Raw genomic sequence first — 21825 nt, 5'->3', positions numbered from 1 at the left:
CTGTGGTTAGTTGGCTATGCTGAATCGATTCACTTTTAGACACAAGGGTTGTCTTTCTAGACTTTAGTCTGAGTAGAGTGAAACGGCTGATAAACTACACCGGCAACCAGAGGGAGAATTGCATGACACTTGCCGACATTGCCCGGCTTGCGGGCGTATCGCGCACGACGGCGAGCTATGTAATTAATGGCCAAGCCGAGCAGCGTAGGATCAGTACGGCTACCATTGAGAAGGTGATGGCCGTGGTGCGTCAGCACCGCTACCACATTGACCCGCAGGCAGCGGCATTACGCCGTGGAGCTAGCCGGCTGATTGGTTTGATCGTGCCTGACTTGGAAAATATCAGTTATGCACGATTGGCCAAACGTTTAGAGCGCGGTGCGCGGGAGCGTGGCTATCAACTGCTGGTGGTCAGCTCAGATGATTGTGCAGAGAGCGAGCGGACCTTGGCGCTGGCGCTGCGCGCCCAACGTTGTGAGGTATTAATTACCGCCAGCTGTCTAGCAGAAGACGACTCCTTTTATTCTGACCTGGTGGATGAAGGTTGGTGTGTCGTGGGGATGGACCGGGGGCTTGCTCCGAAGCGCTTTGCCAGTGTAGTAAGTAACGATCAAGAAGCGGCTTATGCACTAACACGCTCGGTCATTACGGGCGATACGCGGCGAGTCGCATGGTTAGAGGCGATGCCAACCCTATCGATCAGTCGCGAGCGGCGGGCGGGCTTTCAGGCAGCGCTACAGGACACTCATATCGAGCCGATTTTGCTAAGCGGTACGCACTATGAGCGCAGCGAGGGCTCACGCCTTGCAGCGCAGTTGCTGGATGAAGAGGGTGGGGCTGATGCGCTGGTTACTGCGTCTTATGTCCTACTGGAAGGTGTGTTTGATGTGTTTTTAGAGCGAGGAGGATTGCCGGAGAATATTCGGCTCGCCACCTTTGGCGACCATCGGCTATTGGATTTCCTGCCTCAACCTGTGAACTCAGCGTTACAGGATTACGATCGCATTGCCGAGCTAACCTTAAGTTGCGCGATGGCAGCGATGAACGGCGATTATCAGTGCGGGCAGCAGGTGGTGGCACGCCACCTGCGTACTCGATAAGTACTGGCTCAGTCAGCTAAGTGTTGGCTGAGCAAGTACTGGATGAACAGATGCTCGGTTCAGGCGGTGCTTGCATCGCCCAGTGAATAGCCCTGTGAGTCGCGCGGTGCATAGCCTTGTGCATCTAGCCCTGTGTATCTAGCGTTGTGCATCGTGCAGTTAAACAGAGCGGGCCTGTGCCCAGGCATTGGCATCCGGAATTGCCATCTCATAGCGTTCGCTAAGGTAGGGCGAAGATAAGAGGAAGTCGGCGCTGGCAGCGTTGCATGCTACCGGCACGTTCCATAGTGCGGCCAGGCGTAGCAGCGCTTTAACATCAGGGTCGTGGGGCTGCGGTGCGAATGGGTCCCAGAAGAAAATCAGCACATCCAGCTGCTGTTCGGCAATGCGCGCACCTATCTGCTGGTCGCCGCCCAGTGGCCCGCTCATCAGCCCTTCAACTTCCAGTCCTAAGGCACTCTTCAGCCGGCCGGAGGTAGTGCCCGTTCCGATTAGCGTGTGCTGGCCAAGCGTATGCTGCCAGCGCGTCGCCCATTCCAGCATTTCGGTTTTCTTACCATCGTGGGCAATGAGTGCGATGCGTTTTCGTGCTTCCAGTGTGCGCACAACTTGGCGGGGTGGCAGGGCGTCGGTCATAGCATGGCTCTCCGGGATGGTTGCGTTTATTTTTAGTGGTTATAGTTACTCTGCATCAACGGCCAGTACTTTCATGGTGTTGGTGCCACCGTGGGCATTCATATGATCGCCGCGGGTAAGAATGACATGCTCACCCGAACGTGCCAATCCATGCTTTTTCAGCAATTGGATGGCTGCCTTGTTTACCTCGGCGGCATCCAAATGAGTAGTGTCGAAGGGGATCGATACGACCCCTCGATACAAGGCCATGCGGCGTTGAGCAATAGGGCTATGGGCCAGGCCAATAATGGGTAGGCCGGAACGAATGCGCGAGGCGATAAGCGGTGTGTAGCCAGTGGAGGTCATGCAGGCAATTGCACGTACGCCGGTTAAGTGGTTGGCAGCATACATAGCAGACAGCGCTATGGTTTCATCAATACGCTCAAAGCCCTCGTGAATGCGGTGGCCGGAGGCCTGGGCAACGCGCTCGCGTTCGGCGCCCAAACACACGCGGTCCATTGCCTCGATAGTTTCAACGGGATAGTCGCCAGCAGCGGTTTCCGCGGAAAGCATAACTGCGTCGGTGGCATCGAGGACTGCGTTAGCCACGTCGAATACTTCAGCGCGAGTTGGCAGTGGCGACTCAATCATTGATTCCATCATTTGTGTAGCGGTAATCACGGCCCGGTTTAGCGTTCGGGCATGCTTGATAATACGCTTTTGGGTGCCAATGAGTGCTTCATCGCCAATTTCTACGCCTAGGTCACCGCGGGCTACCATTACCGCTTCCGAGGCTTCAATAATGGCATCCAGGGTTTCATCGTTGGCCACTGCCTCGGCGCGTTCTATCTTGGCGACTAGGCCAATCTCTTTACCAGCTTCGCCGAGCAGCGCACGGGCTTCCTGCATATCCGCTGCGCTACGGGGAAAGGATACCGCGAGGTAATCAACACCAATTTCAATTGCGGTCTTTAAGTCTTGTTTGTCTTTTTCCGTTAGCGCTGGGGCAGACAGGCCGCCTCCCTGCTTGTTGATGCCCTTGTTGTTCGAAAGCTTGCCACCTACGTGAACTCGAGTGTGAACTTCTTGCCCAATAATTGAGGTGACATCGAGTACTACGCGGCCATCGTCCAGCAGTAGGCGATCACCGGGTACGACGTCATCAATTAACGTTTTGTAGTCGCAGCCGACGCGCTCGGCGTTTCCGCTGTTGGCATCTAGATCCATGTCTAGCACGAAGTCTTGGCCAACTTTCAGATGAACGGAGCCTTCGGCAAAGCGTGCAATACGAATTTTTGGGCCTTGCAGGTCCCCCAGCGCGGCCACGCTGCGGTTAAGGCGCTGGGCGATCTCACGGACATCGTTAAGGCGTCGGCGATGGTCATCTGCTGCGCCATGGGAGAAATTTAGCCGTACCACATCAACACCCGCTTTCAACATGGCTTCCAACACCCCAGGGCGGTCGCTGGCGGGTCCAAGTGTCGCGACAATTTTTGTGCGACGAAGAGGGGTGGGGAGTGTTGAGGTCGTCATGGCTGTTGCTCCTGTAGAAAGCGTTTTCGCGTAAGGCCGCGCCATCGATTGGCAGCGATTTAGTATTGGACTACGATAGTCTTTATATAGTAATTTTACTACATATTGGGTGGCTGTTAATCATTTGGAGTGTTTTTTACAGCTCGGGAAAGCCATCAAGGGTATTAAATACGTACTTTTAGTAATTTTTTCTCAAAACGCCATCTAAGCTCACTGCCTAATTGAGGTGCCGCCATGACAATAAGAGTAGCTATTAACGGATTTGGTCGAATTGGCCGCAATGTGCTGCGTGCACTGTATGAAAATGGTTACCGTGATCGTGTTCAGGTAGTTGCGATTAACGATCTGGGCGACCCTTCACTGAACTCACACTTGCTGCGCCACGACACTGTGCATGGTCACTTTCCCTTTAAGGTAGAGCACGATGCGGAGAGCATCACGGTTGATGGTGATCGTATTGCGATTTCATCGGAACGTGACCCGGCGCAGCTTCCCTGGGCATTAATGAACATCGATTTGGTCATGGAGTGTACGGGGCTGTTCACGAAGCGTGAGGCGGCTGCCAAGCACATTGAAGCAGGGGCGAAACGTGTGCTTATTTCTGCACCCAGCCCTGATGCGGATGCAACCGTTGTGTATGGGGTAAACGAAGACGTACTGACCGCAGAGCATACAGTTGTTTCTAACGCGTCTTGCACCACGAACTGTTTGGCACCGGTGGCAAAAGCGTTAAACGACGCGGTCGGTATTGAAAACGGGCTAATGACGACTATTCATGCCTATACCAATGACCAGAATCTGTCGGATGTCTACCACTCAGACCCTTACCGTGCCCGCAGCGCGACGCACTCGATGATCCCGACCAAAACGGGTGCTGCAGCGGCGGTTGGCTTGGTATTGCCGGAGCTGGCGGGTAAGTTTGATGGTTTAGCGGTGCGTGTGCCGGTTATCAACGTCTCTCTGGTGGATCTGACCTTTACCGCAAGCCGTGAGACCAGCAAAGAAGAGATTAACGCCATCATCGAGAAGGCGGCAGCGAACTCACCGGTGCTTGCAGTTAACGCTGAGCCACTGGTCTCTATCGACTTCAATCACGATGCTAATTCATCGACCTTTGATGCCAATCACACCCGTGTAAATGGGCGGTTGGTAAAAATCATGGCGTGGTACGACAACGAGTGGGGCTTCTCCAACCGTATGTTGGATACTACGCTGGCGATGCAGGCGACTGCTAAGTAACGTACCAGGCTTCAGATGTGCCTGAAAAGCCAGCGAGCGCCGCTGCTTTTCAGGCACAATTTCCTGTTAGGCTCAACTTCATTCCCTCAAGGGCAAGATTTCCTCAAGGGCAAGTACCACCGAGTAGTAACTCGGTTTTGAGCAGTTGCGGGGTTTTTGGTAAACGCCCCAGAATCATCTGTGCAGCTACTCTGCCTTTACCTGCGCTATCCTGGCGCACTGTGGTCAAACGTGGCGCCCGGTATTGCCCTTCCGCAATGCCATCAAACCCGGTAATTCTTAGCTCTTCCGGCACTCGTATGTTGCGCTGCTCTGCCAGCGTGAGCGCGGTAAGCGCAATACGATCCGACATGCATAGCAGTAAATCTGGCCGCTGATGTGCGGGCACATCTAATATTTCGGTGATTACCGGTGAGCACACATCAAACACGTTTTCTTCAATGTTCCAGAGCGGTATCTGCTCTGTATCAAAGCCGTGTTCTGTTAATGCGGCGTGAAAACCTGCTAAACGCGCTCGACTGATGGTACTGCTATCCGGTAGCAGAGTGTGCTCAGGGGTCACGCGACCATTGCAGTGCTCTTTGGTTAACCTCAGGTTGACGATGGCAGGCCTTTTTGGACGCTGGATAAGAGCATGTTGAGCTATCTGATAACTGGCGTCGCGGTCATCAATATGCACTGTAGGGCAGCCGTCGATATCAAAGTCTACTGAAACCAGCGGATGCTGAGCGGGCAGTTCGCTGAGCAACTGATTATTGGGCATTAGGCCGTAGACAATAAAGCCATCGGCGATATTGGCTGAGCCAGGGGGCTGAGAGGCATGTCCTCGGCCTGCTAGCAGTAGCATGGTGTGCCCGTGGGCATCAAGCACCTCTGCAACGCCGGAAAGAAACTCACTGGCCACGGCGTCGTTCAGGCTGTAGGTCAGGCTTTCCGCCAAAATTACCGCCACAATGCTAGAGCGCCCGGTACGCAGGCTCCGGGCTTTGGCGTCTGGGCCGTTATAACCCAGTCGCTTAGCTTCATTTAGGATCCGCTCTCTTAACAGGGGGGAGAGTTGGTCGGGGCGGTTAAAGGCGTTGGAAATCGTCGCAGTGGAAACGCCAAGTTCAAACGCCAGGTCCTTTAGTGTCATTCGGCGAGGAGCAATCACGGTGCTTCCTAAGCAAGTTAAGTGCGTCACGTCGTATTACAACAACTACAACGCAGGCTAATTATTAGGTGGTTGCGCACAAGAATAACGGCCTTGGTGGTATGTCGACTACCCTCTTATATAAAGAAAGGTGCGGATCATTCATCCAAGGCCGTATTCGTCACGCTGTAATGTATAACGCAGCTTGTTAAGCGGCTGAGCGGGTTTGGGCAAGTTTAAGCGCTGTACCGCTTTCATCAAACAGATGAACATGCTCAGTGTTGGGTACAAGCGAAACCTGCTGGCCCTCTTTCCACTGGCTGGGTGCTTCACTGCGATGAATCAGCAGCGTATCACCCTCTTTGGGATCCAGGTAAACGTAGACCTCGTTTCCAAGATATTCAACGTTAACGATATCAAAACAGTTATCGGCCGTTGGTGCTTCCAAGCGCAGGTGCTCGGGCCGCACACCTAGCGTTAGTGACGTGCCTTTGGGGTAGTCATGCGCGGCCTGGGGAAGGGGAACTTCACTCAGCCCTGCAGCTTTCACTCGGCAGCCATCGGCTCCTCCGCTGATCAGCTCAGCGGGCATAAAATTCATCGTTGGTGAGCCAATAAAACCAGCTACAAACTTGGTTGCTGGCCGTTGATAAAGTTCGTGAGGGTTGCCTACCTGCTCCACATTGCCACGGTTGAGTACCACGATTTTATCCGCCAAGGTCATGGCTTCTACCTGGTCGTGGGTAACATAAATCATGGTTGAGCCAAGGCGGTTATGCAGCCTTGCGATCTCATTTCGCATCTGAACTCTTAGTGAGGCATCCAGGTTGGAGAGCGGCTCATCGAAGAGCAGAATGCGTGGCTCCCGCGCCATCGCTCGGCCCATGGCTACCCGCTGGCGCTGGCCACCCGAAAGGGCTTTGGGTTTACGGTGTAGCAGCTCTTCAAGCTGAAGAATTTTTGCGGTGCTCATCACCCGCTCATGCACCGTTTCTTTGGCGGTTTTGGCAAGCTTTAGGCCAAATGCCATGTTGTCGTAAACAGTCATATGAGGGTATAGCGCGTATGACTGAAACACCATGCCGACGCCGCGCTCCCGTGGGGGGAGATCGTTGACAAGTGTTTCGCCGATGATGAGATCACCATCAGTAATTGACTCGAGTCCGGCAATTAAACGCAATAGTGTGGATTTGCCGCAGCCAGAAGGCCCAACAAAAACAACGAACTCACCATCGCCAATGGATAAGTCGACATCTTTAATAATGTGGTCGCGGCCAAATGTTTTATTGACCTTTTCAAGCTTGACACTTGCCATGGGTAACTCCTCGCCGACCTCGATCCTGCTTTTTTTGGGTCGTCTGTCATTGTTGACTATTCTAGTTGGCGCCGGTTTAAGCGACGCGCATAAAAGCGGCTTGGTAAGCAGGCAGGGTGAGCGCGTTAGCTTCCCGCATAGTCGTAAACGTTGCTATCTCCAAATCGCTGGCGATGTTAAGTGATAGCTTGGTGCGTTGCTCATCGCCGGTCAGGTTAAATACGCACAAAATTGTCTCGTTGCCTTTTTGGCGGGTGAAGCCTAAAAGCTCTTCGCCTACATCAACCAGCGCTAGGTCGCCATCAAACAGTGCTGGATACTGGCGGCGGAAGGCCAGAATGCTGCGCAGGGCATTCAAGGTGGAGTTGGCATCATCCTGCTGACGGCTTACGGCAAGATCCCGATGTTTGTCCGCCATGGGGAGCCAAGGCTCTACGCTGGAAAAGCCACCTTGTTCACCGTCGTTCCATGGTATCGGCGTACGGCAACCGTCGCGGCCTTTAAATTCTGGCCAAAGTACTTTGCCGTAAGGATCTTGGATGCGCTCAAAGGGTACATCGGCTTCTGGTAGGCCAAGCTCTTCGCCTTGGTACAGGCATACGCTGCCACGCAGTGACAGTAGCATTGCCAGCATCACTTTGGGGTAGGCATGGGGGTCTTCGCCTGCACCCCAACGGGTTGCGCTGCGTACCACATCATGGTTTGAGGTTGCCCAGCATGGCCAAGCGTCGCCTGCTAGGCGCTGGAAGCGCTCAAGAACCTCATGAATATAGCGCGCTGAGTGGGGCTTGTTGAGCAGGTCAAAGGTGTAAGCCATATGTAGCTTGTTACCACCAGCGGTGTATTCTGCCATTCGCTCTAGCGGATTATCGTCACCAATTTCACCCACGGTGGTGGTGCCTGGGTATTCGTCCATTAGTGCCCGCAGGTCTTTCAGGAAGCCGAGGTTTTCTGGGCGGCTTAGGTCGTAAACGTGGCGCTGCCAAGTATAGGGGTTGGCTTCCGGTGCGCCCAAGGTTTTGGCTTCTCCTTTCGGAACTGGAGGATTGTCGCGCAGTTCGGCGTCGTGGAAATAGAAGTTGACGGTATCCAGTCGGAAGCCATCTACTCCCAGGTCTAGCCAAAAACGCATATTATCCAGCTGAGCCTGCCGTGCCTCTGGGTTGTGGAAGTTAATGTCCGGCTGGCTGGTTAAGAAGTTGTGTAGATAATACTGCTTGCGCCGTGAATCAAAGGTCCAGGCGGCACCACCAAAAATTGATAACCAGTTGTTAGGCGGCGTGCCATCGGGTTTAGGGTCTGCCCATACAAACCAATCTGCTTTGGGGTTGCTGCGGTCCTGGCGGCTCTCTTTAAACCAGGGGTGTTGGTCAGAGGTGTGGCTAATCACCTGATCGATCATCACCTTTAAGTCAAGCGAATGGGCTTTTTCAAGCAGCGTCTTAAAGTCCTCCAAGGTGCCGAACATCGGGTCGACATCACGGTAGTCGCTAATGTCGTAACCGAAATCAAGCATTGGAGAAGTGAAAAACGGCGATAGCCAGATACCATCAACGTTGAGTGAGGCAACATAATCAAGCTTTTCAGTAATGCCCTTGAGATCACCAACACCATCGCCTCGGCTGTCCATAAAGCTGCGTGGATAGATCTGATAGATAACCCCGCCGCGCCACCAGAACGTGTTTTGCAGAGCGTTAGCCTGGGCTGTTGTGTTGTCCTGCATAGTAGAATCCATAGCTGACATAAAAAATTCCTTATCCTTTAACAGCGCCGGCGGTAAGGCCTGAGACAATTCGGCGTTGGAAAATAATCACTAATACGACCAGCGGAACCGTCACAACGACGGATGCAGCCATGATGGGGCCCCAGGGCAGTTCATAGGCGCTGCCGCCAGAAAGTAATGCGATAGCGACGGGTACGGTGCGCTGAGCGTCGGTAAGAGTGAAGGTGAGAGCAAACAGGAACTCGTTCCAGGCAGCGATAAATGCCAGCAGACCGGTGGTCGCCATGGCAGGCCACATGAGCGGCAAAAACACTTTGGTGAGCGTTACCCAGGGCGTTGCACCGTCCATAATGGCCGCTTCTTCCAGCTCCATGGGTAATTGCTTCATAAAAGTGGTCAGCACCCAAACAGTGAAGGGCAAGGTGAATATGGTGTAGCTCAAGATCAGGCCAGCAGGATTGTTATAGAGGTTTAAAGAGCGAATCACCTCAAACAGCCCCGAAAGCACCGCTACCTGAGGGAACATGGATACACCCAGAATCACCAGTAGTACCGTAGAGCGACCGCGAAAGCGCACACGGCCTAGGGCGTAGGAAGCAGTAAGGCCGAACAGAAGAGCGATAAAGACCACACTAAATGCCACCACAATCGAGTTGAAAATGGCGCGTAGGAAGCTGGTCTGGCTGAAAATATGGGCGTAGTTATCGAGGTTCCAGCTCGAAGGCCAAAGTTCAACGCGGAACAGGTCGCTAGAGGGTTTTAATGAGGTGACGACGGCGTAGTAGAACGGGAAAACGGCATACACCATGATCAATGCAATCAGCGCCCAAAACCCGATGCGCTTGGCAACTTTGGCTAACTGACGAGTATTCATCAGTCACCTCCCAATTGGATTTGTTTACGCCCCAGGTAGAGGTAGGCGATGGTGGCGAGAGCAATGATGAGGAACAGCAGAGTAGAAGCTGCGCTGCCGTACCCAACATCCTGGAATTCAACCAGCTGCTGGCGAGCATAGACCGACATCGACATCGTGCTGGTGGAGTTGGAGGTCAGTACATAGATCACATCGAAAACGCGCAGTGCATCCAGTAGGCGGAAAATAACCGCTACCATTAGCGCTGGGGTGATCAACGGTAGGGTGACCTTAAAGAACACCCGCAGCGGGTGAATGCCATCTACCTCAGCAGCTTCGTAGCAATCTTTAGGCAGCATCTGTAGAGCAGCGAGTACCAGCAGTGCGACGAAGGGAATGGTTTTCCAAACATCGACCATAATTACCGCCCACATGGAGTAGGTGGCGCTGGCGGTCCAGGCGATGGGGTTATCGATGATGCCCACATTCATCAGCAGATGATTGATGATGCCGAATTGGTCGTTGAGCATCCACGCCCACATCTGCGCGGAAACAATCGTCGGAATTGCCCATGGAATAAGCACCGCTGCGCGAACAATCACGCGCCCTTTAAACTCGGCATTCAGAATCAGCGCAACAATCACGCCGAAAATCACTTCCAGCGATACTGATACCACTGAGAAGTAGACCGTGTTCCAAACCGAGCGCCACCAAATAGGATCAGCTAGCACGCCATACCAGCGCCCATCTTCGTATATTAAGTAGTTCTCAAAACCGATTAAGTTAGCTGCACCTAGATCCGAGAGTGAGGCATCGGTAAAGCTGAGAAAAAAGGTACGCACCAATGGCCAGCCAGCCACAAGAGTTAGTGCAACCAGCATTGGTGCTAAAAATAACCACGCGGCTTTAACCCGCTGGCGCCGCACCTTGGTACCGCGGCGCGGTTTGGTAATTATAGAACGCGCCTCAAGGGGCGCGTCGTTATGCTTAATGGAGGTCGACATAGCTCAGGCTCCGGGGTTACCAGTTGCGACGCTTCAGGCGAGCCAGTTCGGCTTCAAGATCGGCGACTGCTTGGGTGCCATCCTTAGTGCCGGAAAGCACATCGTGAGAGGTGCTGAAAAATGCGTTGCTAACACGGCCATAGGCACTGCCAGTAGGCGCAGAAGGACGGGCTACAGCGTTAACGAAGGTTTCGTAAAGCGTGCCAAAGAAGGGCACTGCCTCAAGGATTTCTTCATCCTGGTAGAGCGCGTCGATGGTGGGGTTATAGGAAGATTGAATTGCGCGGCGTTTCTGCTCCTCATTCCCGGTTAAAAAGGCAACGAGGTCGGCGGCAAGCTCAGGGTTATCACTATAGCGAGAAACAGCTAAGTTCCAGCCGCCTAAGCCAGCAGCGCTTTGGCCATTTTCACCGCCAGCAGGTAATTGGGTAACCCCAACGTTATCCCGTACGTCGCTATCTTCGCTTTGAGCGAGAGACCATGCGTAAGGCCAGTTACGCATAAATACTGCATTGCCACCTTGGAAAACGCCGCGTGCTTCTTCTTCGGTGTAATTAAGCACTCCATCTGGTGCAATATCGCCAATCCAGGATGCTGCGAGGTCAAGTGCCGCAGCAGCACGTTCGTTATTGATAGTGACTTCACCTTCATTATCAACCACAGTGCCGCCACCAAAACTTGCCACCCACTCAAGGGCATTAACGGTTAGGCCTTCGTAAGCACGGCCTTGGAAGACAAAACCCTGCATCCGGTTGTTGCCCTCGCTCCGCTCTGCATCTTTGATGGTGCGGGCGATCTCGGTAAGCTCTTGCCAAGTCGAGGGAGCATCGAAACCATGTTTTTCAAGTAAGTCTTTACGGTAATAGAGCACGCCTGCGTCAGTAAACCAGGGCATGGCTACCAGGCGGCCATCAATGGTGTTGTTGGTAACAATGGTTTCAAAGTGACCGTCGGCAGCATCCTCTCCTAACACCTCACTTAGGTCGAGTAGGTGATTAGCTAGCAGGCCAGGCCAAACTACGTCGATTTGCATCACATCGATATCGCTAGAGTTAGCAGAAAGAATTTGCTGGTAAAGCGATAAACGCTCGGTAGAGGAGTTCGGTGTGGAAACAACGTCGACGCTGTGGCCGGTTCTCTCTTCCCAAGCGCGCACACCTTCCTGGCAGAGTGTTAGTTCTGCACCGACTGCACCGCAAGAAATCGTTAGATCAGCGGCGTGTGCCGCGCTGGTGGTGCTTGTAATGCTGGCTAAAGCAATAGCCGACATGAGTAGGGTTTTGTTCATAATGGCGTTCCTCGGCGTTTATTGTTGTGAATGATTTATTTTGGGTGATGGCTCTTCAGAGCGCTCAGGACTGTTACTTAAACGATTAAGTATTGTGCCAGTTAGCCGCCTCTTGACGTGAAGTTCAATAGCGACTTTTGTCTAATCTCTCTAATAAGCCTTTTCTAATCTAACTGATGCTTTAGACATTGGTCGATTATTAGCAAAATCTTGTTGGTTTACGTGCCCTTAATCGATTAAGTTTTAATCTCCACTCTGAAATGAACTGAAAGGTTGTTGCTTTTCAACATTGGTGAGGTTTTGCGACGTGAGGAGCTGCCCTGAACTGCTGGATTCAAAGCGCTAGTTTTCAAAAATCTGGTTTTCAAAACAGTCCGGTTTTCAAAACGGTCTGATTTTTACAGCAACCCCTAGCGCCCAAAACCATCTGGTTCTCACAACAACTTTTCAAGGCAATTTCTCAAAGGGCTGTCTCAAAGGACTGTCTCAAAGCACTTTCTAAAAGCCATTTCTCAAAACAATAAAGCTTGATAGCAATAGGATTTAACAACAATGAATAACGTGACATTTAAGACACCACTGGCAATTGCTGTCGCGGCCGCTAGCTTAGCGTTAAGCGGTGCGGCCAGTGCCAATATGACGATGGAAGAGCGGTTCGCTGAGCTGGAGGCTCGAATTATCGCCGCTGAACAGCGTGCAGAGTCTGCGGAGCGTCGCGCCGAGCTAGCAGAACAAGGGCAGGGGACATCAACGGCAAGTACGCCTTCCTCCAGCGTACCTGCAACCGCTATATCTGATGCTGACATTGAAGAGCGTCTTGCCCGTGTGGAGCGCCAAACCAGCGGTGAAGAGGGTTTCTCTTTTAATGTATATGCCCGTTCTGGCCTGTTGATTGGCGAAGACGGTAAAAGTGCGCCAGGTGGCCCTTTCTTAACACCCGCTGGTGGAGGTGGTGGTGCTGTTGGTCGTTTGGGCAATGAGTCGGATACTTATTCCGAAGCCATTCTTAACTACCGCATGCAGTTTGATAACGGTGCAAAAGCCCGTTACACCACCATGCTGGCTGCGGGTACTAATTCCAGTAACGACTGGGTCGGTGATGATACCAACTTGAATGTGCGTCAGGTGTATGCCGAGTTTAGTGACTTGCCAAGTTTCACCGGTGCGTTTGAAAACGCCTCCATTTGGGCTGGTAAACGTTTTGACCGCGATAACTTCGATATTCACTGGCTTGACAGTGATGTGGTCTTCCTTGCCGGTACCGGTGGCGGTATTTATGACGTTCAGCTAGCCGATAACTGGAAGAGCAACTTCTCAATTTACGGCCGCAGCTTTAGCGATTACCCAGTCGTGGACCGTGAAAACCCAGGTTTAGATGGTGATGGCAGCGATACCGACAGCCTAATACTCACCTCCAATAACTATTTTGGTAACTGGCAGGTAATGGTTAACGGGATGTCTGCTGCTGATAACGATGAGCGTGACATCGGCGTTGGTCAAACAGCAGCCGACACTGGTTGGCACACGGTGGTGGCCTACCATGGCGACAGCTTCTTCGGCTTGGGAGAGGGTAACTTTAAGGCTGCCTTGCTGCATGGCCAAGGGCTAGGTGCTGAGCTCAAGGGAGTGGGAAGCAACGGGGATCTGACAGACGAGGCTACTTCAACTCGGTTAGCCGTATACGGAACGACCTACATTGCTCCCAAGTGGCGTATTGCTCCTTCCATTTTGGCTGAAACCAGTAGAGATCGTTTTGCTGATGGTGACAGCTACGATTGGGCAACATTGAACGTGCGTCTGGCGAATGAAATTAACCAGAACTTCGAGATGCAATATGAGGCCAGCTACCAGTGGATGGATTTAGATCCCCAGGGCTATAGTGACCGAAACAAGGTTGATGGCGACTATATGAAATTCACGATTGCACCGACTTTCAAACCGGATGTTGGTGGTTTCTGGAAGCGACCTGAGATCCGTCTGTTCACTACTTATAGCGACTGGGATGAAAGTCTCAATAGTTACGGTGCCAGCTCCTTGGGTAACGATGGTTTTACTGGCGGCCAATGGACCTTTGGCGTGCAAACAGAGGTGTGGTTCTAAGCCATTAAGGTTAATTGTTCCTTTAACTGTTTCTTCTCCAATGTACGTTGCCCGCGACATGTCGCGGGCTTTTTTGTAGTGCTTTAATAGTGTTTGAGGGGCGATTAGCTGAGCTACCCAGGAGAGATTTTATGCCACTACTGCAAGAGAAACTAAAAGCGCCATCGCTGCCGCTTAGCGTGGTGGCTCGGCCACGCCTGAATGACCACTTCATGTTAAACGAACGCGTCCGTTTACTGATAGTGCAAGCTCCTCCTGGGTATGGCAAAACCACGCTACTGGCTGAACGGCTTCCCGCCCTAGAGCAAGATGCGGCGTGGTTACGCCTGGACCAGCGTGATAACCAGCCCACACGGTTTTTAATCTACTGGCAGGCAGCACTAAATACGCTGTTCAGTGAGCAAGTATTGCTTTCCCCTGTGGTAGACGATTGTGATTGTGTTGAGCAGCTAGAACGCTGGCTGGGCGAGCTGCCACCCCAGCGTGGGCCGTGTCGCTTGGTAGTGGATGAATTTGAGCACTTAAACCACCCAGCTATTTTAGCCGGGATAGCCCACTGGCTACGTCACCAGCCTTCCTGGTTAACCTTAACCCTCACCAGCCGCTCTCGGCCAGCACTGGGTTTGGCTAGCCTGCGGCTAAGAGGCGAATTAGAAGAGATTGACCTGCACGCGTTGGCCTTTGACAGCGAAGAAGCGCAAACCCTGTGTGCCGAGCAGCTGAGCTTTCCTCCTACTCGGGTAAGCCTGGAGCGAGCGCTGCGCAGAAGCGGTGGTTGGGTGATGGCGTTGGGCTGGCTTGTTGAGCGCACCACCACGCGGGCAGGGTTTGATGCCTTGGTAGATCGACTAAGCGGTGCCCACCCAGACTTTGTTGCTTGGTTTGACGAACTGCTCTGTGCTGCGCTGCCCCTAGAAGAGCGCGAGTTAATGTTGCAACTGGGGGTGCTTGAGCGCTTTTCCCCTGAGTTAATGGCTCGCCTATTGGAAGGTGAACGGTTAACCCAACGCCTGGAAGCGTTTGAACAAGCTGGGTTGTTTATTGAGCGTCCAGACCCTCATGATCAGTGGTACCGCTTTCAACGGCTGTTTGGCGAGTACCTCCGCCACCGGCGTCATGAGCTGAGCTTAGCCACGCAACGGATATTGCATCAACGCGCAAGTCAGGCATGGTTAGCCCTGAACGATCCGGTTATGGCATTGCGTCAAGCGATTCTCGCCGAAGTGCCTGAGGATGTGGCCAGCATATTGACTGCGCAAGGGCCAGCCCTATTGGCAAGCGGTGCCTACGCACTATTGGCTCAGGGGTTTGCGCTGTTAGGAGAGCCGAGGCTTTCCACTAGCCCCGAACATACGCTGCTCTATGGCTGGGTCTCCCATGCTCAATTTCAGTTTGATATTACCGCGCGAGTGATTGACTGGATTGAAGCACAGTTGGACGTGCCTGAGTGGCAAGCGCTTAGTGCTGAATTCGCCACCCTGCGTGCCCAGTTGGCGATTAACCAAGGCGATGCCGAACGGGCGGCACCGTTGGCTGAGCAGGCGCTAGCCTTGCCAGCCCGTTACTTAGCGTCAACCCCACTAACCGCAACGGCTATCCTGAGCGAGGCGCGTTTTGTACAAGGCTATTTAGACGAGTCGCTTCAGCGAGTTCGTGAAGTAGAACGTCAGGCGCGGCAGCATAACGATAACCAACTACTGCTATGGTCGTTCTGCCATCAGTCAGAAGTATTGGTTGCCCAAGGACGTCTGCAGGCCGCCTACGATATTCAAGAGCGTGCCCTTGCTCATTTGGAGTGGGCCGAGCTTGAACATTTACCCGTTGCGGAGTTTCTATACCGCATTCGCAGCCAAGTATTGTGGGAGTGGCACCGCCTGGATGAAGCTGAACAGGCTGCTTTGAAAGGCATTGCAGTGCTGGATAATCAGGGCGAGCGGTGGACCTTGCAGTGCCATATTCAGCTAGCCAAAGTCGCCCAGAGCCGTGGTGATCAGGCCCAGTGTGCCGACCATATGCGACGGCTGCGAAAAATTCTCGCAGAAGGAGATTATCATATTGACTGGGTTGCGAATGCCCATGCCACACTGCTGGCTTGGTGGCACTCTACCCATGACATGGACGCTGTAGAGCGCTGGCGTCAGGAAGCTCCGGCACCACTGGTTGATAGTGCCACCAACCATTTTTCCCAGTGCAATGTGCGCAACCATGCGCGTGCGTTAACGTTACTGGGCCGCTATAACGAGGCCCATGCACTTCTGAGTGCTCTTGAAGAGCATACCCAGCGCTTGGGGTTGGTGACTGATGCCAACCGCAACCAACTTTGCCTAGCAGCGCTGGCTTGGTACCAGGGTCACGTCACCCAAGCGAGCAAGCATATACAGCTGGCGCTGAGCCTAGCCTCGCGTACCGCACTGGTAGGTAGCTTTTTACGCTTAGGCAAGCCACTGTATGAACTGCTGGGAAGTCTTTCAGCGAGCGGCGTGCTATCTCCGCTTGAGCAAGCCCGTGCAGAGCGATTGCAAGCCTTAGCAAGCCGGCAGAAAGATTTTGGCAGCGCCGTGCGCTTAATGTTGGATGAGACGGTGATTGCCGATATCGTAGCTCGCCCGGATGTGCCTGAACTAATTCGCACGTCGCCGCTGACTCGTCGAGAGTGGCAGATCCTAGGTCTGATCCATGCAGGGCTGTCCAATGAGCAGATTGCCGAGCAGTTATCGGTAGCACCTACCACTATCAAAACTCATATCCGAAGCCTCTATCAAAAACAGAATATTCGAAGGCGCGACGAAGCGATAGCGCTTGCGGGACAGCTACTGGCCAATATTCAGGGAGAGTAGCACAGCTACTGGCTACTCCTGACGCCTACGCCTAGAGTCCCCTAAGGGGGAGGAGTTTATCTTGTGAGCAACCCTGCATCATGCCAAGTAACCAGCAATAGCAAAGGCAAGGACAAAATAATGATGCAGACAACTTCTACTTCCCACTATGTAGGCAGTCAGGGGGCTGATTGGTGGCGTGGTGCAGTGATTTACCAAGTTTATCCGCGCAGCTTTATGGATAGTCGGGGCGATGGTATTGGTGACTTAAAAGGGGTGATCGATAAACTTGATTACATTGCCTCGCTAAACGTCGATGCCATCTGGTTATCGCCGTTTTTCACCTCGCCTATGAAGGACTTCGGCTACGATATTAGCGATTATCGTGGTGTTGACCCGATGTTTGGTACCTTGGAAGATTTTGATCGCCTAGTAGAGGCTGCTCATGCCAGAGGGCTGAAGGTGACGATTGACCAGGTGATGTCGCATACCTCTGACCAGCACGCCTGGTTTGAAGAGAGCCGCAAAAGTCGTGATAACCCGAAAGCAGACTGGTATGTCTGGGCCGATCCCAAACCTGATGGTGCGCCGCCGACCAACTGGCAATCGGTGTTTGGTGGTAGCGCCTGGCAGTGGGATACGCGCCGCTGCCAGTACTACCTGCATAACTTCCTAGCGAGCCAGCCGGATCTTAATTTCCGCACTCCCGCCGTGGTAGACGCCATGCTAGAAGAAGTGCGCTTCTGGCTGGAGAGGGGGGTAGATGGATTCCGGCTCGACGCGGTGAACTTCTGCACCCACGGCGAATTAAAAGATAATCCACCGCGCGAAGAAGTGATTGAAAGCTTTTTAGGCGTTCGTCCAGACAACCCCTATGGCTATCAGCTACATCAATACGATAAAACCCAGCCGGAAAACTTAGTGTTTTTAGAGCGTCTACGCGGTTTGTTAGACGAGTACCCAGGCACGACCAGCGTCGGTGAAGTTGGTGATGACGACGCCTTGGGTGTGATGGCTGAATATTCCCAGGGTGGCAAGCGCTTGCACATGTGCTACTCCTTTAACCTGCTAACCGACAAAGCCGACCCTGGTTATTTGCATAAAACGCTCACCGAAATGGAAGCGCGGATTGGCGACGGTTGGCCCTGCTGGGCGCTAGGTAACCACGATGTTACCCGTCTTGCCACCCGCTGGCAGGCCGAAGGGCAATTGGATAAGCTGCGTTTGTATATGGCATTTTTGCTTACTCAGCGCGGCAGTGTGTGCCTCTATCAAGGTGAAGAACTGGGCTTGCCAGAAGCGGAGCTTACGTTTGAGCAGTTAGTTGACCCTGCTGGCATTACCTTTTGGCCTGCCTATAAAGGCCGAGATGGCTGTCGAACGCCGCAGCCCTGGCAAGCTGATGTGCAGCACGCTGGCTTTAGCAGTGCCACACCATGGCTGCCGGTGCCTGAGTCTCACGCCAGTCTCGCCGTTGACCAGCAAGAGAACGATGCCAGTTCATTGCTCAATACCTACCGTGAGTTTTTAGCGTTCCGCCGCACCCAGCCCGCGTTAGTAAAAGGCGATGTACGCTATCACGCTGTGCGTGACGATGTGCTCTGTTTAGAGCGCACCTACCAGCAAACACGGTTGCTGATTGCGCTAAACTTTAGTGATCAAACCATCACTCACTCGGCTTCTGAGAGCGCAGCATCTCTCCAGAATGCTCCTGCATGGCTAAGCGGCGAGTGGCAGGGTGGCCAACTGATGCTGCCACCATACGGCGTGGCGATTGCCCGTTGCCCACAAACCGAGGAGAACGCACCATGGGACGTTTAACGCTTAGTGGCATCGGGAAATCCTTTGGCGGCGTGGAAATCTCTCGGGATATCGACCTAACGATTGAGGATGGCGAGTTTGTGGTGTTCGTTGGCCCCTCTGGCTGCGGAAAATCCACCTTGCTGCGTATGATTGCCGGCCTGGAAGATATCACTGAAGGCGATATGCAGCTTGATGGTCAGCGGATCAATGAGATTCCGCCCCAGGAGCGCGATATCGGTATGGTGTTCCAATCCTATGCGCTTTACCCGCATATGAGTGTGGCGGAAAATATGGCGTTTGGCTTAAAGCTGGCGCGTACTGATAAAGCCGAAATTCATCGCCGCGTGCAGCATGCCGCTGAAATGCTGCACTTAACTGAACTGCTTGAGCGCAAGCCCAAAGACCTTTCCGGTGGCCAGCGTCAGAGGGTCGCTATTGGCCGAACCTTGGTAAAAGAGCCAGCGGTGTTTCTGTTCGATGAGCCGCTCTCTAATCTGGATGCCGCCCTGCGGGTGGATATGCGAGTGCAGATTGCGGCGCTGCATAAGCGCCTGAACGCCACCATGATCTACGTGACCCACGACCAAGTGGAAGCGATGACTCTGGCTGACCGTATTGTGCTGCTTTCCCGTGGCCGTATCGCCCAGGTCGGCGCGCCGCTCTCGCTCTATCACTTCCCTAAAACCCTTGAAGTGGCCGAGTTCATCGGCTCGCCGCGCATTAATACCTTCCCCGTGACGGTGGTAGATCCAGGCGAGCGACGAACGGTGGTGCGTCTACATAGCGGTGACACGCTGGCAGTGGCGGTCAATGGCAAGCATCTTCAGCCAGGGGATAGCGCAACGCTTGGTCTGCGGGCGGAAGATTTTGTGGCAGCCGAGGAGGCGGAAGCCACGTTGAGTGCGACCTTAATGGTGGCGGAGAAGCTGGGTTACGAAACGCTGGCGCATTGGCGGGTAGTAGGCATCGACGTTCCGCTAACCCAGCGCTTAGACGGTTTGACCCACCTGGAGGAGGGCCAAACGGTGCATTTAGGGCTAGCGGGCCAGCACTGCCACCTATTTGATCAGCACGGCAAGGCATGTCCCCGGCAGGTTGAAGTAGACGGCGTTAGCCAATAATCAATAAGCTGATTTATATAGCAATAAAGCGCCTCAAATTTTTTTGGGGCGTTTTTTTAATTTTTTCTATAGCTAAAGTGCATCCAAAACGTCTCCTCGTGTGTATCCCCTATACAGCCACACTTTGCAGTGGTTGATACAAAACCCAAGGAGACTGAAATGACTATCCAACCTCTTACGCGTGCAGCACTCGCCGCTACCTTGATTGTATCCTTCAGTCACGTTGCGCTGGCCGATATGACGCCTGCCGACGTTCAAGTGCCCGAGGGCAATACCGTTGCTCTGGAAACAGTAGGTGTTGGTGCGATTACCTACATGTGTGAAGCCAAAGACGACGGGGCTATGGGCTGGGTATTTAAAAGCCCGCACGCTGCACTGAACGACAGTGACGGCACTCAAGTAGGTAGCTACTACGGCCCGCCTGCCACTTGGGAAGCGTTGGATGGCTCCAAGATTACGGGCACTCAGCTGGCAATTGCCACGAATGGTGATGGCAACATTCCTTTGCAACTCGTTGAAGCGAATCCTACGGAAGGCGAAGGTGCAATGGCTGGCGTTAGCTATATTCAACGCCTGAACACTCAAGGTGGTGTCGCACCTGATGTGGCCTGCGATGACGGTCATGACGGCGCTACCGCGGTCGTGACTTATCAGGCAGATTATATTTTCTGGACAGCCAACTAAGCCCTCTAATGGCTTAGTTTTTTAGCAACATCTTTGCTAAGTAATACTTTTCTCAAGAAACACATCTAAGTAAGGCTAGAGGCTCGTCTCACGAGTCTCTAGCAGCTATGCTAGCCAAGAGAGCGTCAGTATTGGTGATAGTATCGGCGCGTCACCAGGGAGCTAGCATGTGTCTGATATAGGTGGGTCTACGATAGCCAACGACTTCGATTATACCGATACACTTGCCCGCTGCGCGCGCGGTGAACAAGTGGCGTTACAGCAGCTCTATCGTCAAGAGGGTGCCAGACTGCTTGGCGTTGTTATGCGCATTGTGAAAGACCGCGGTATGGCCGAAGACATTGTCCACGATGCCTGCCTGAATATCTGGCAGCGTGCCGATAGTTTCGACCCCGAACGGGGCTCTGCCCGTACCTGGATATTCAGTATTGCCCGCCACTTAGCATTAAATGCTATTCGCCAGCGCGACCGTGAAATCAGTGTAGACGTTAACGACCCTGGTGAACTAGCCGATGATGATACCTACCAGCAGTCGCTATCGACGACGGCAGAGGCCTTTGACTGGCAGACTGGCCAGCAGATGGATGAGTGTTTGCAGCAGTTGGAAACCGAGCGCCGAAACTGTGTGCTACATGCTTACGTGGATGGGTTAAGTCATGCCGAAATTTCTGCACACACCGGCGCGCCGCTAGGCACTGTCAAAGCCTGGATTAAGCGAAGTTTGCTTCGCCTGCGGGAGTGTATGTCATGACGCGTTCAAACGAAAACGATGACCTTCAGGCACTTGCAGGGGAGTACGTATTAGGTTCATTACCCATCGCTGAGCGAGAAGCCTTTGAGGCACGCTTGGTCAACGACCCAGAATTACAAACCATCGTCGCTGCCTGGGAAGAGCAGTTTTTCCCCTACACTGCGATAGTTGATCCTGTTACCCCATCAGATTATTTATGGCCGCGCATAGAGCGCAGCATGCAAGCCGCATCGAAAAGATCAGCGCGTGTTCCAAGGGCGGTGCCAACGCCTCGCCGCTTGGTGCACAGCCTGCCATTTTGGCGTGCTGCTACTGGTCTTGGTTTGGCTGCCGCGGTGACGATGGGTGTGATGCTAACTAAGGTCACCACCGCACCAATTACACCGGAATACATAGTGGTGCTATTAGCGCCGCAAACTCAATCAGCAGGGTGGGTCGTGCAGGCCGCCAACCGTCAAGAGATTCAGCTGATCCCGTTGGGCACTTTTGAAGTGCCCGAAGGAAAAGCGCTGGAGTTCTGGACCAAGGCAGATGATTGGCAGGCGCCGGTTTCACTTGGCCTAGTCGAGCCAGGGCAACCGCTGCGCCTGCGTTTAGACCAGTTACCGCCGCTTGAGGATAATCAGCTCTTCGAGCTCACGCTAGAAGATGACACCGGTTCGCCCACCGGATTACCGACTGGCCCGATTGAGTTTATTGGCCGCGCGGTGGAAATTTAACGCATAGCGCTATTAACGATGTTAACGAC

Annotated in this window: 17 protein-coding genes; 9 read left to right on the top strand and 8 right to left on the bottom strand. The window is 53.3% G+C overall.

Features of this window, described 5'->3' with window-relative positions:
• Positions 1-122 precede the first annotated feature (122 nt).
• A complete protein-coding gene (gene cra, locus CPA45_RS10300; RefSeq protein ID WP_096651462.1) occupies positions 123-1100 on the top strand; it encodes a catabolite repressor/activator in 978 nt (325 codons plus the stop codon).
• A 159-nt stretch (positions 1101-1259) separates the two neighbouring features.
• Here the strand turns inward: cra and CPA45_RS10295 are convergent, their stop codons facing one another.
• Positions 1260-1736 carry a methylglyoxal synthase gene (locus CPA45_RS10295; protein ID WP_096651461.1) on the bottom strand — a complete coding sequence of 159 codons (477 nt, stop codon included), beginning with the start codon at positions 1734-1736 and terminating at the stop codon, positions 1260-1262.
• Between the two features lie 45 nt (positions 1737-1781).
• Complete coding sequence (gene pyk, locus CPA45_RS10290; RefSeq protein WP_096651460.1) at positions 1782-3248, bottom strand: pyruvate kinase; 1467 nt, start codon at positions 3246-3248, stop codon at positions 1782-1784.
• A 234-nt stretch (positions 3249-3482) separates the two neighbouring features.
• On the opposite strand from pyk, the gene gap reads away from it, so the two are divergent.
• On the top strand, positions 3483-4487 hold the full coding sequence (gene gap / locus CPA45_RS10285; RefSeq protein WP_096651459.1) for a type I glyceraldehyde-3-phosphate dehydrogenase: 1005 nt from the start codon (positions 3483-3485) through the stop codon (positions 4485-4487).
• Positions 4488-4590: 103 nt separating this feature from the next.
• Here gap and CPA45_RS10280 read toward each other — a convergent pair whose 3' ends face one another.
• From CPA45_RS10280 to CPA45_RS10255, 6 genes are all read right to left on the bottom strand, one after another.
• Positions 4591-5622 carry a LacI family DNA-binding transcriptional regulator gene (locus CPA45_RS10280; protein ID WP_096651458.1) on the bottom strand — a complete coding sequence of 344 codons (1032 nt, stop codon included), beginning with the start codon at positions 5620-5622 and terminating at the stop codon, positions 4591-4593.
• A 205-nt stretch (positions 5623-5827) separates the two neighbouring features.
• Positions 5828-6934, bottom strand: coding sequence for an ABC transporter ATP-binding protein (locus CPA45_RS10275; RefSeq protein ID WP_096651457.1), 1107 nt, complete (start codon positions 6932-6934; stop codon positions 5828-5830).
• Between the two features lie 76 nt (positions 6935-7010).
• Positions 7011-8669 carry an alpha-glucosidase gene (locus tag CPA45_RS10270; protein ID WP_244287584.1) on the bottom strand — a complete coding sequence of 553 codons (1659 nt, stop codon included), beginning with the start codon at positions 8667-8669 and terminating at the stop codon, positions 7011-7013.
• A gap of 19 nt (positions 8670-8688) precedes the next feature.
• Positions 8689-9531, bottom strand: coding sequence for a carbohydrate ABC transporter permease (locus CPA45_RS10265; RefSeq protein ID WP_078088000.1), 843 nt, complete (start codon positions 9529-9531; stop codon positions 8689-8691).
• Positions 9531-10514, bottom strand: a complete 984-nt coding sequence (locus CPA45_RS10260; RefSeq protein ID WP_096651456.1) for a carbohydrate ABC transporter permease — start codon at positions 10512-10514, stop codon at positions 9531-9533. The genes CPA45_RS10265 and CPA45_RS10260 overlap by 1 nt, the downstream gene beginning before the upstream one ends.
• A 16-nt stretch (positions 10515-10530) precedes the next feature.
• Positions 10531-11802, bottom strand: a complete 1272-nt coding sequence (locus CPA45_RS10255; protein ID WP_096651455.1) for an ABC transporter substrate-binding protein — start codon at positions 11800-11802, stop codon at positions 10531-10533.
• A 552-nt stretch (positions 11803-12354) separates the two neighbouring features.
• On the opposite strand from CPA45_RS10255, the gene CPA45_RS10250 reads away from it, so the two are divergent.
• From CPA45_RS10250 to CPA45_RS10220, 7 genes are all read left to right on the top strand, one after another.
• Positions 12355-13902: a carbohydrate porin gene (locus tag CPA45_RS10250; RefSeq protein ID WP_096651454.1), complete on the top strand. Its 1548-nt coding sequence runs from the start codon at positions 12355-12357 to the stop codon at positions 13900-13902.
• Between the two features lie 131 nt (positions 13903-14033).
• Positions 14034-16739, top strand: a complete 2706-nt coding sequence (gene malT / locus CPA45_RS10245) for an HTH-type transcriptional regulator MalT (RefSeq protein ID WP_096651453.1) — start codon at positions 14034-14036, stop codon at positions 16737-16739.
• Between the two features lie 120 nt (positions 16740-16859).
• Positions 16860-18539 carry an alpha-amylase family glycosyl hydrolase gene (locus tag CPA45_RS10240; RefSeq protein WP_096651543.1) on the top strand — a complete coding sequence of 560 codons (1680 nt, stop codon included), beginning with the start codon at positions 16860-16862 and terminating at the stop codon, positions 18537-18539.
• Positions 18527-19642, top strand: a complete 1116-nt coding sequence (gene ugpC, locus CPA45_RS10235) for a sn-glycerol-3-phosphate ABC transporter ATP-binding protein UgpC (RefSeq protein ID WP_096651452.1) — start codon at positions 18527-18529, stop codon at positions 19640-19642. The genes CPA45_RS10240 and ugpC overlap by 13 nt, the downstream gene beginning before the upstream one ends.
• 159 nt (positions 19643-19801) lie before the next feature.
• Complete coding sequence (locus tag CPA45_RS10230) at positions 19802-20326, top strand: DUF3455 domain-containing protein (protein WP_096651451.1); 525 nt, start codon at positions 19802-19804, stop codon at positions 20324-20326.
• Positions 20327-20495: 169 nt separating this feature from the next.
• Entirely contained in the window at positions 20496-21077 is a 582-nt protein-coding gene (locus tag CPA45_RS10225) for a sigma-70 family RNA polymerase sigma factor (RefSeq protein ID WP_096651450.1), read from the top strand.
• A complete protein-coding gene (locus CPA45_RS10220) occupies positions 21074-21796 on the top strand; it encodes an anti-sigma factor (RefSeq protein ID WP_096651449.1) in 723 nt (240 codons plus the stop codon). Before CPA45_RS10225 ends, CPA45_RS10220 begins: the two co-directional genes overlap by 4 nt.
• Positions 21797-21825: the final 29 nt, after the last annotated feature.

The sequence above is a fragment of the Vreelandella nigrificans genome, from assembly GCF_002374315.1.
In the GTDB taxonomy this organism is placed as follows: Bacteria; Pseudomonadota; Gammaproteobacteria; order Pseudomonadales; family Halomonadaceae; genus Vreelandella; species Vreelandella nigrificans.
Note: the sequence above shows the minus strand (reverse complement) of the source record. Positions and strands in the feature narration are given on the sequence as shown.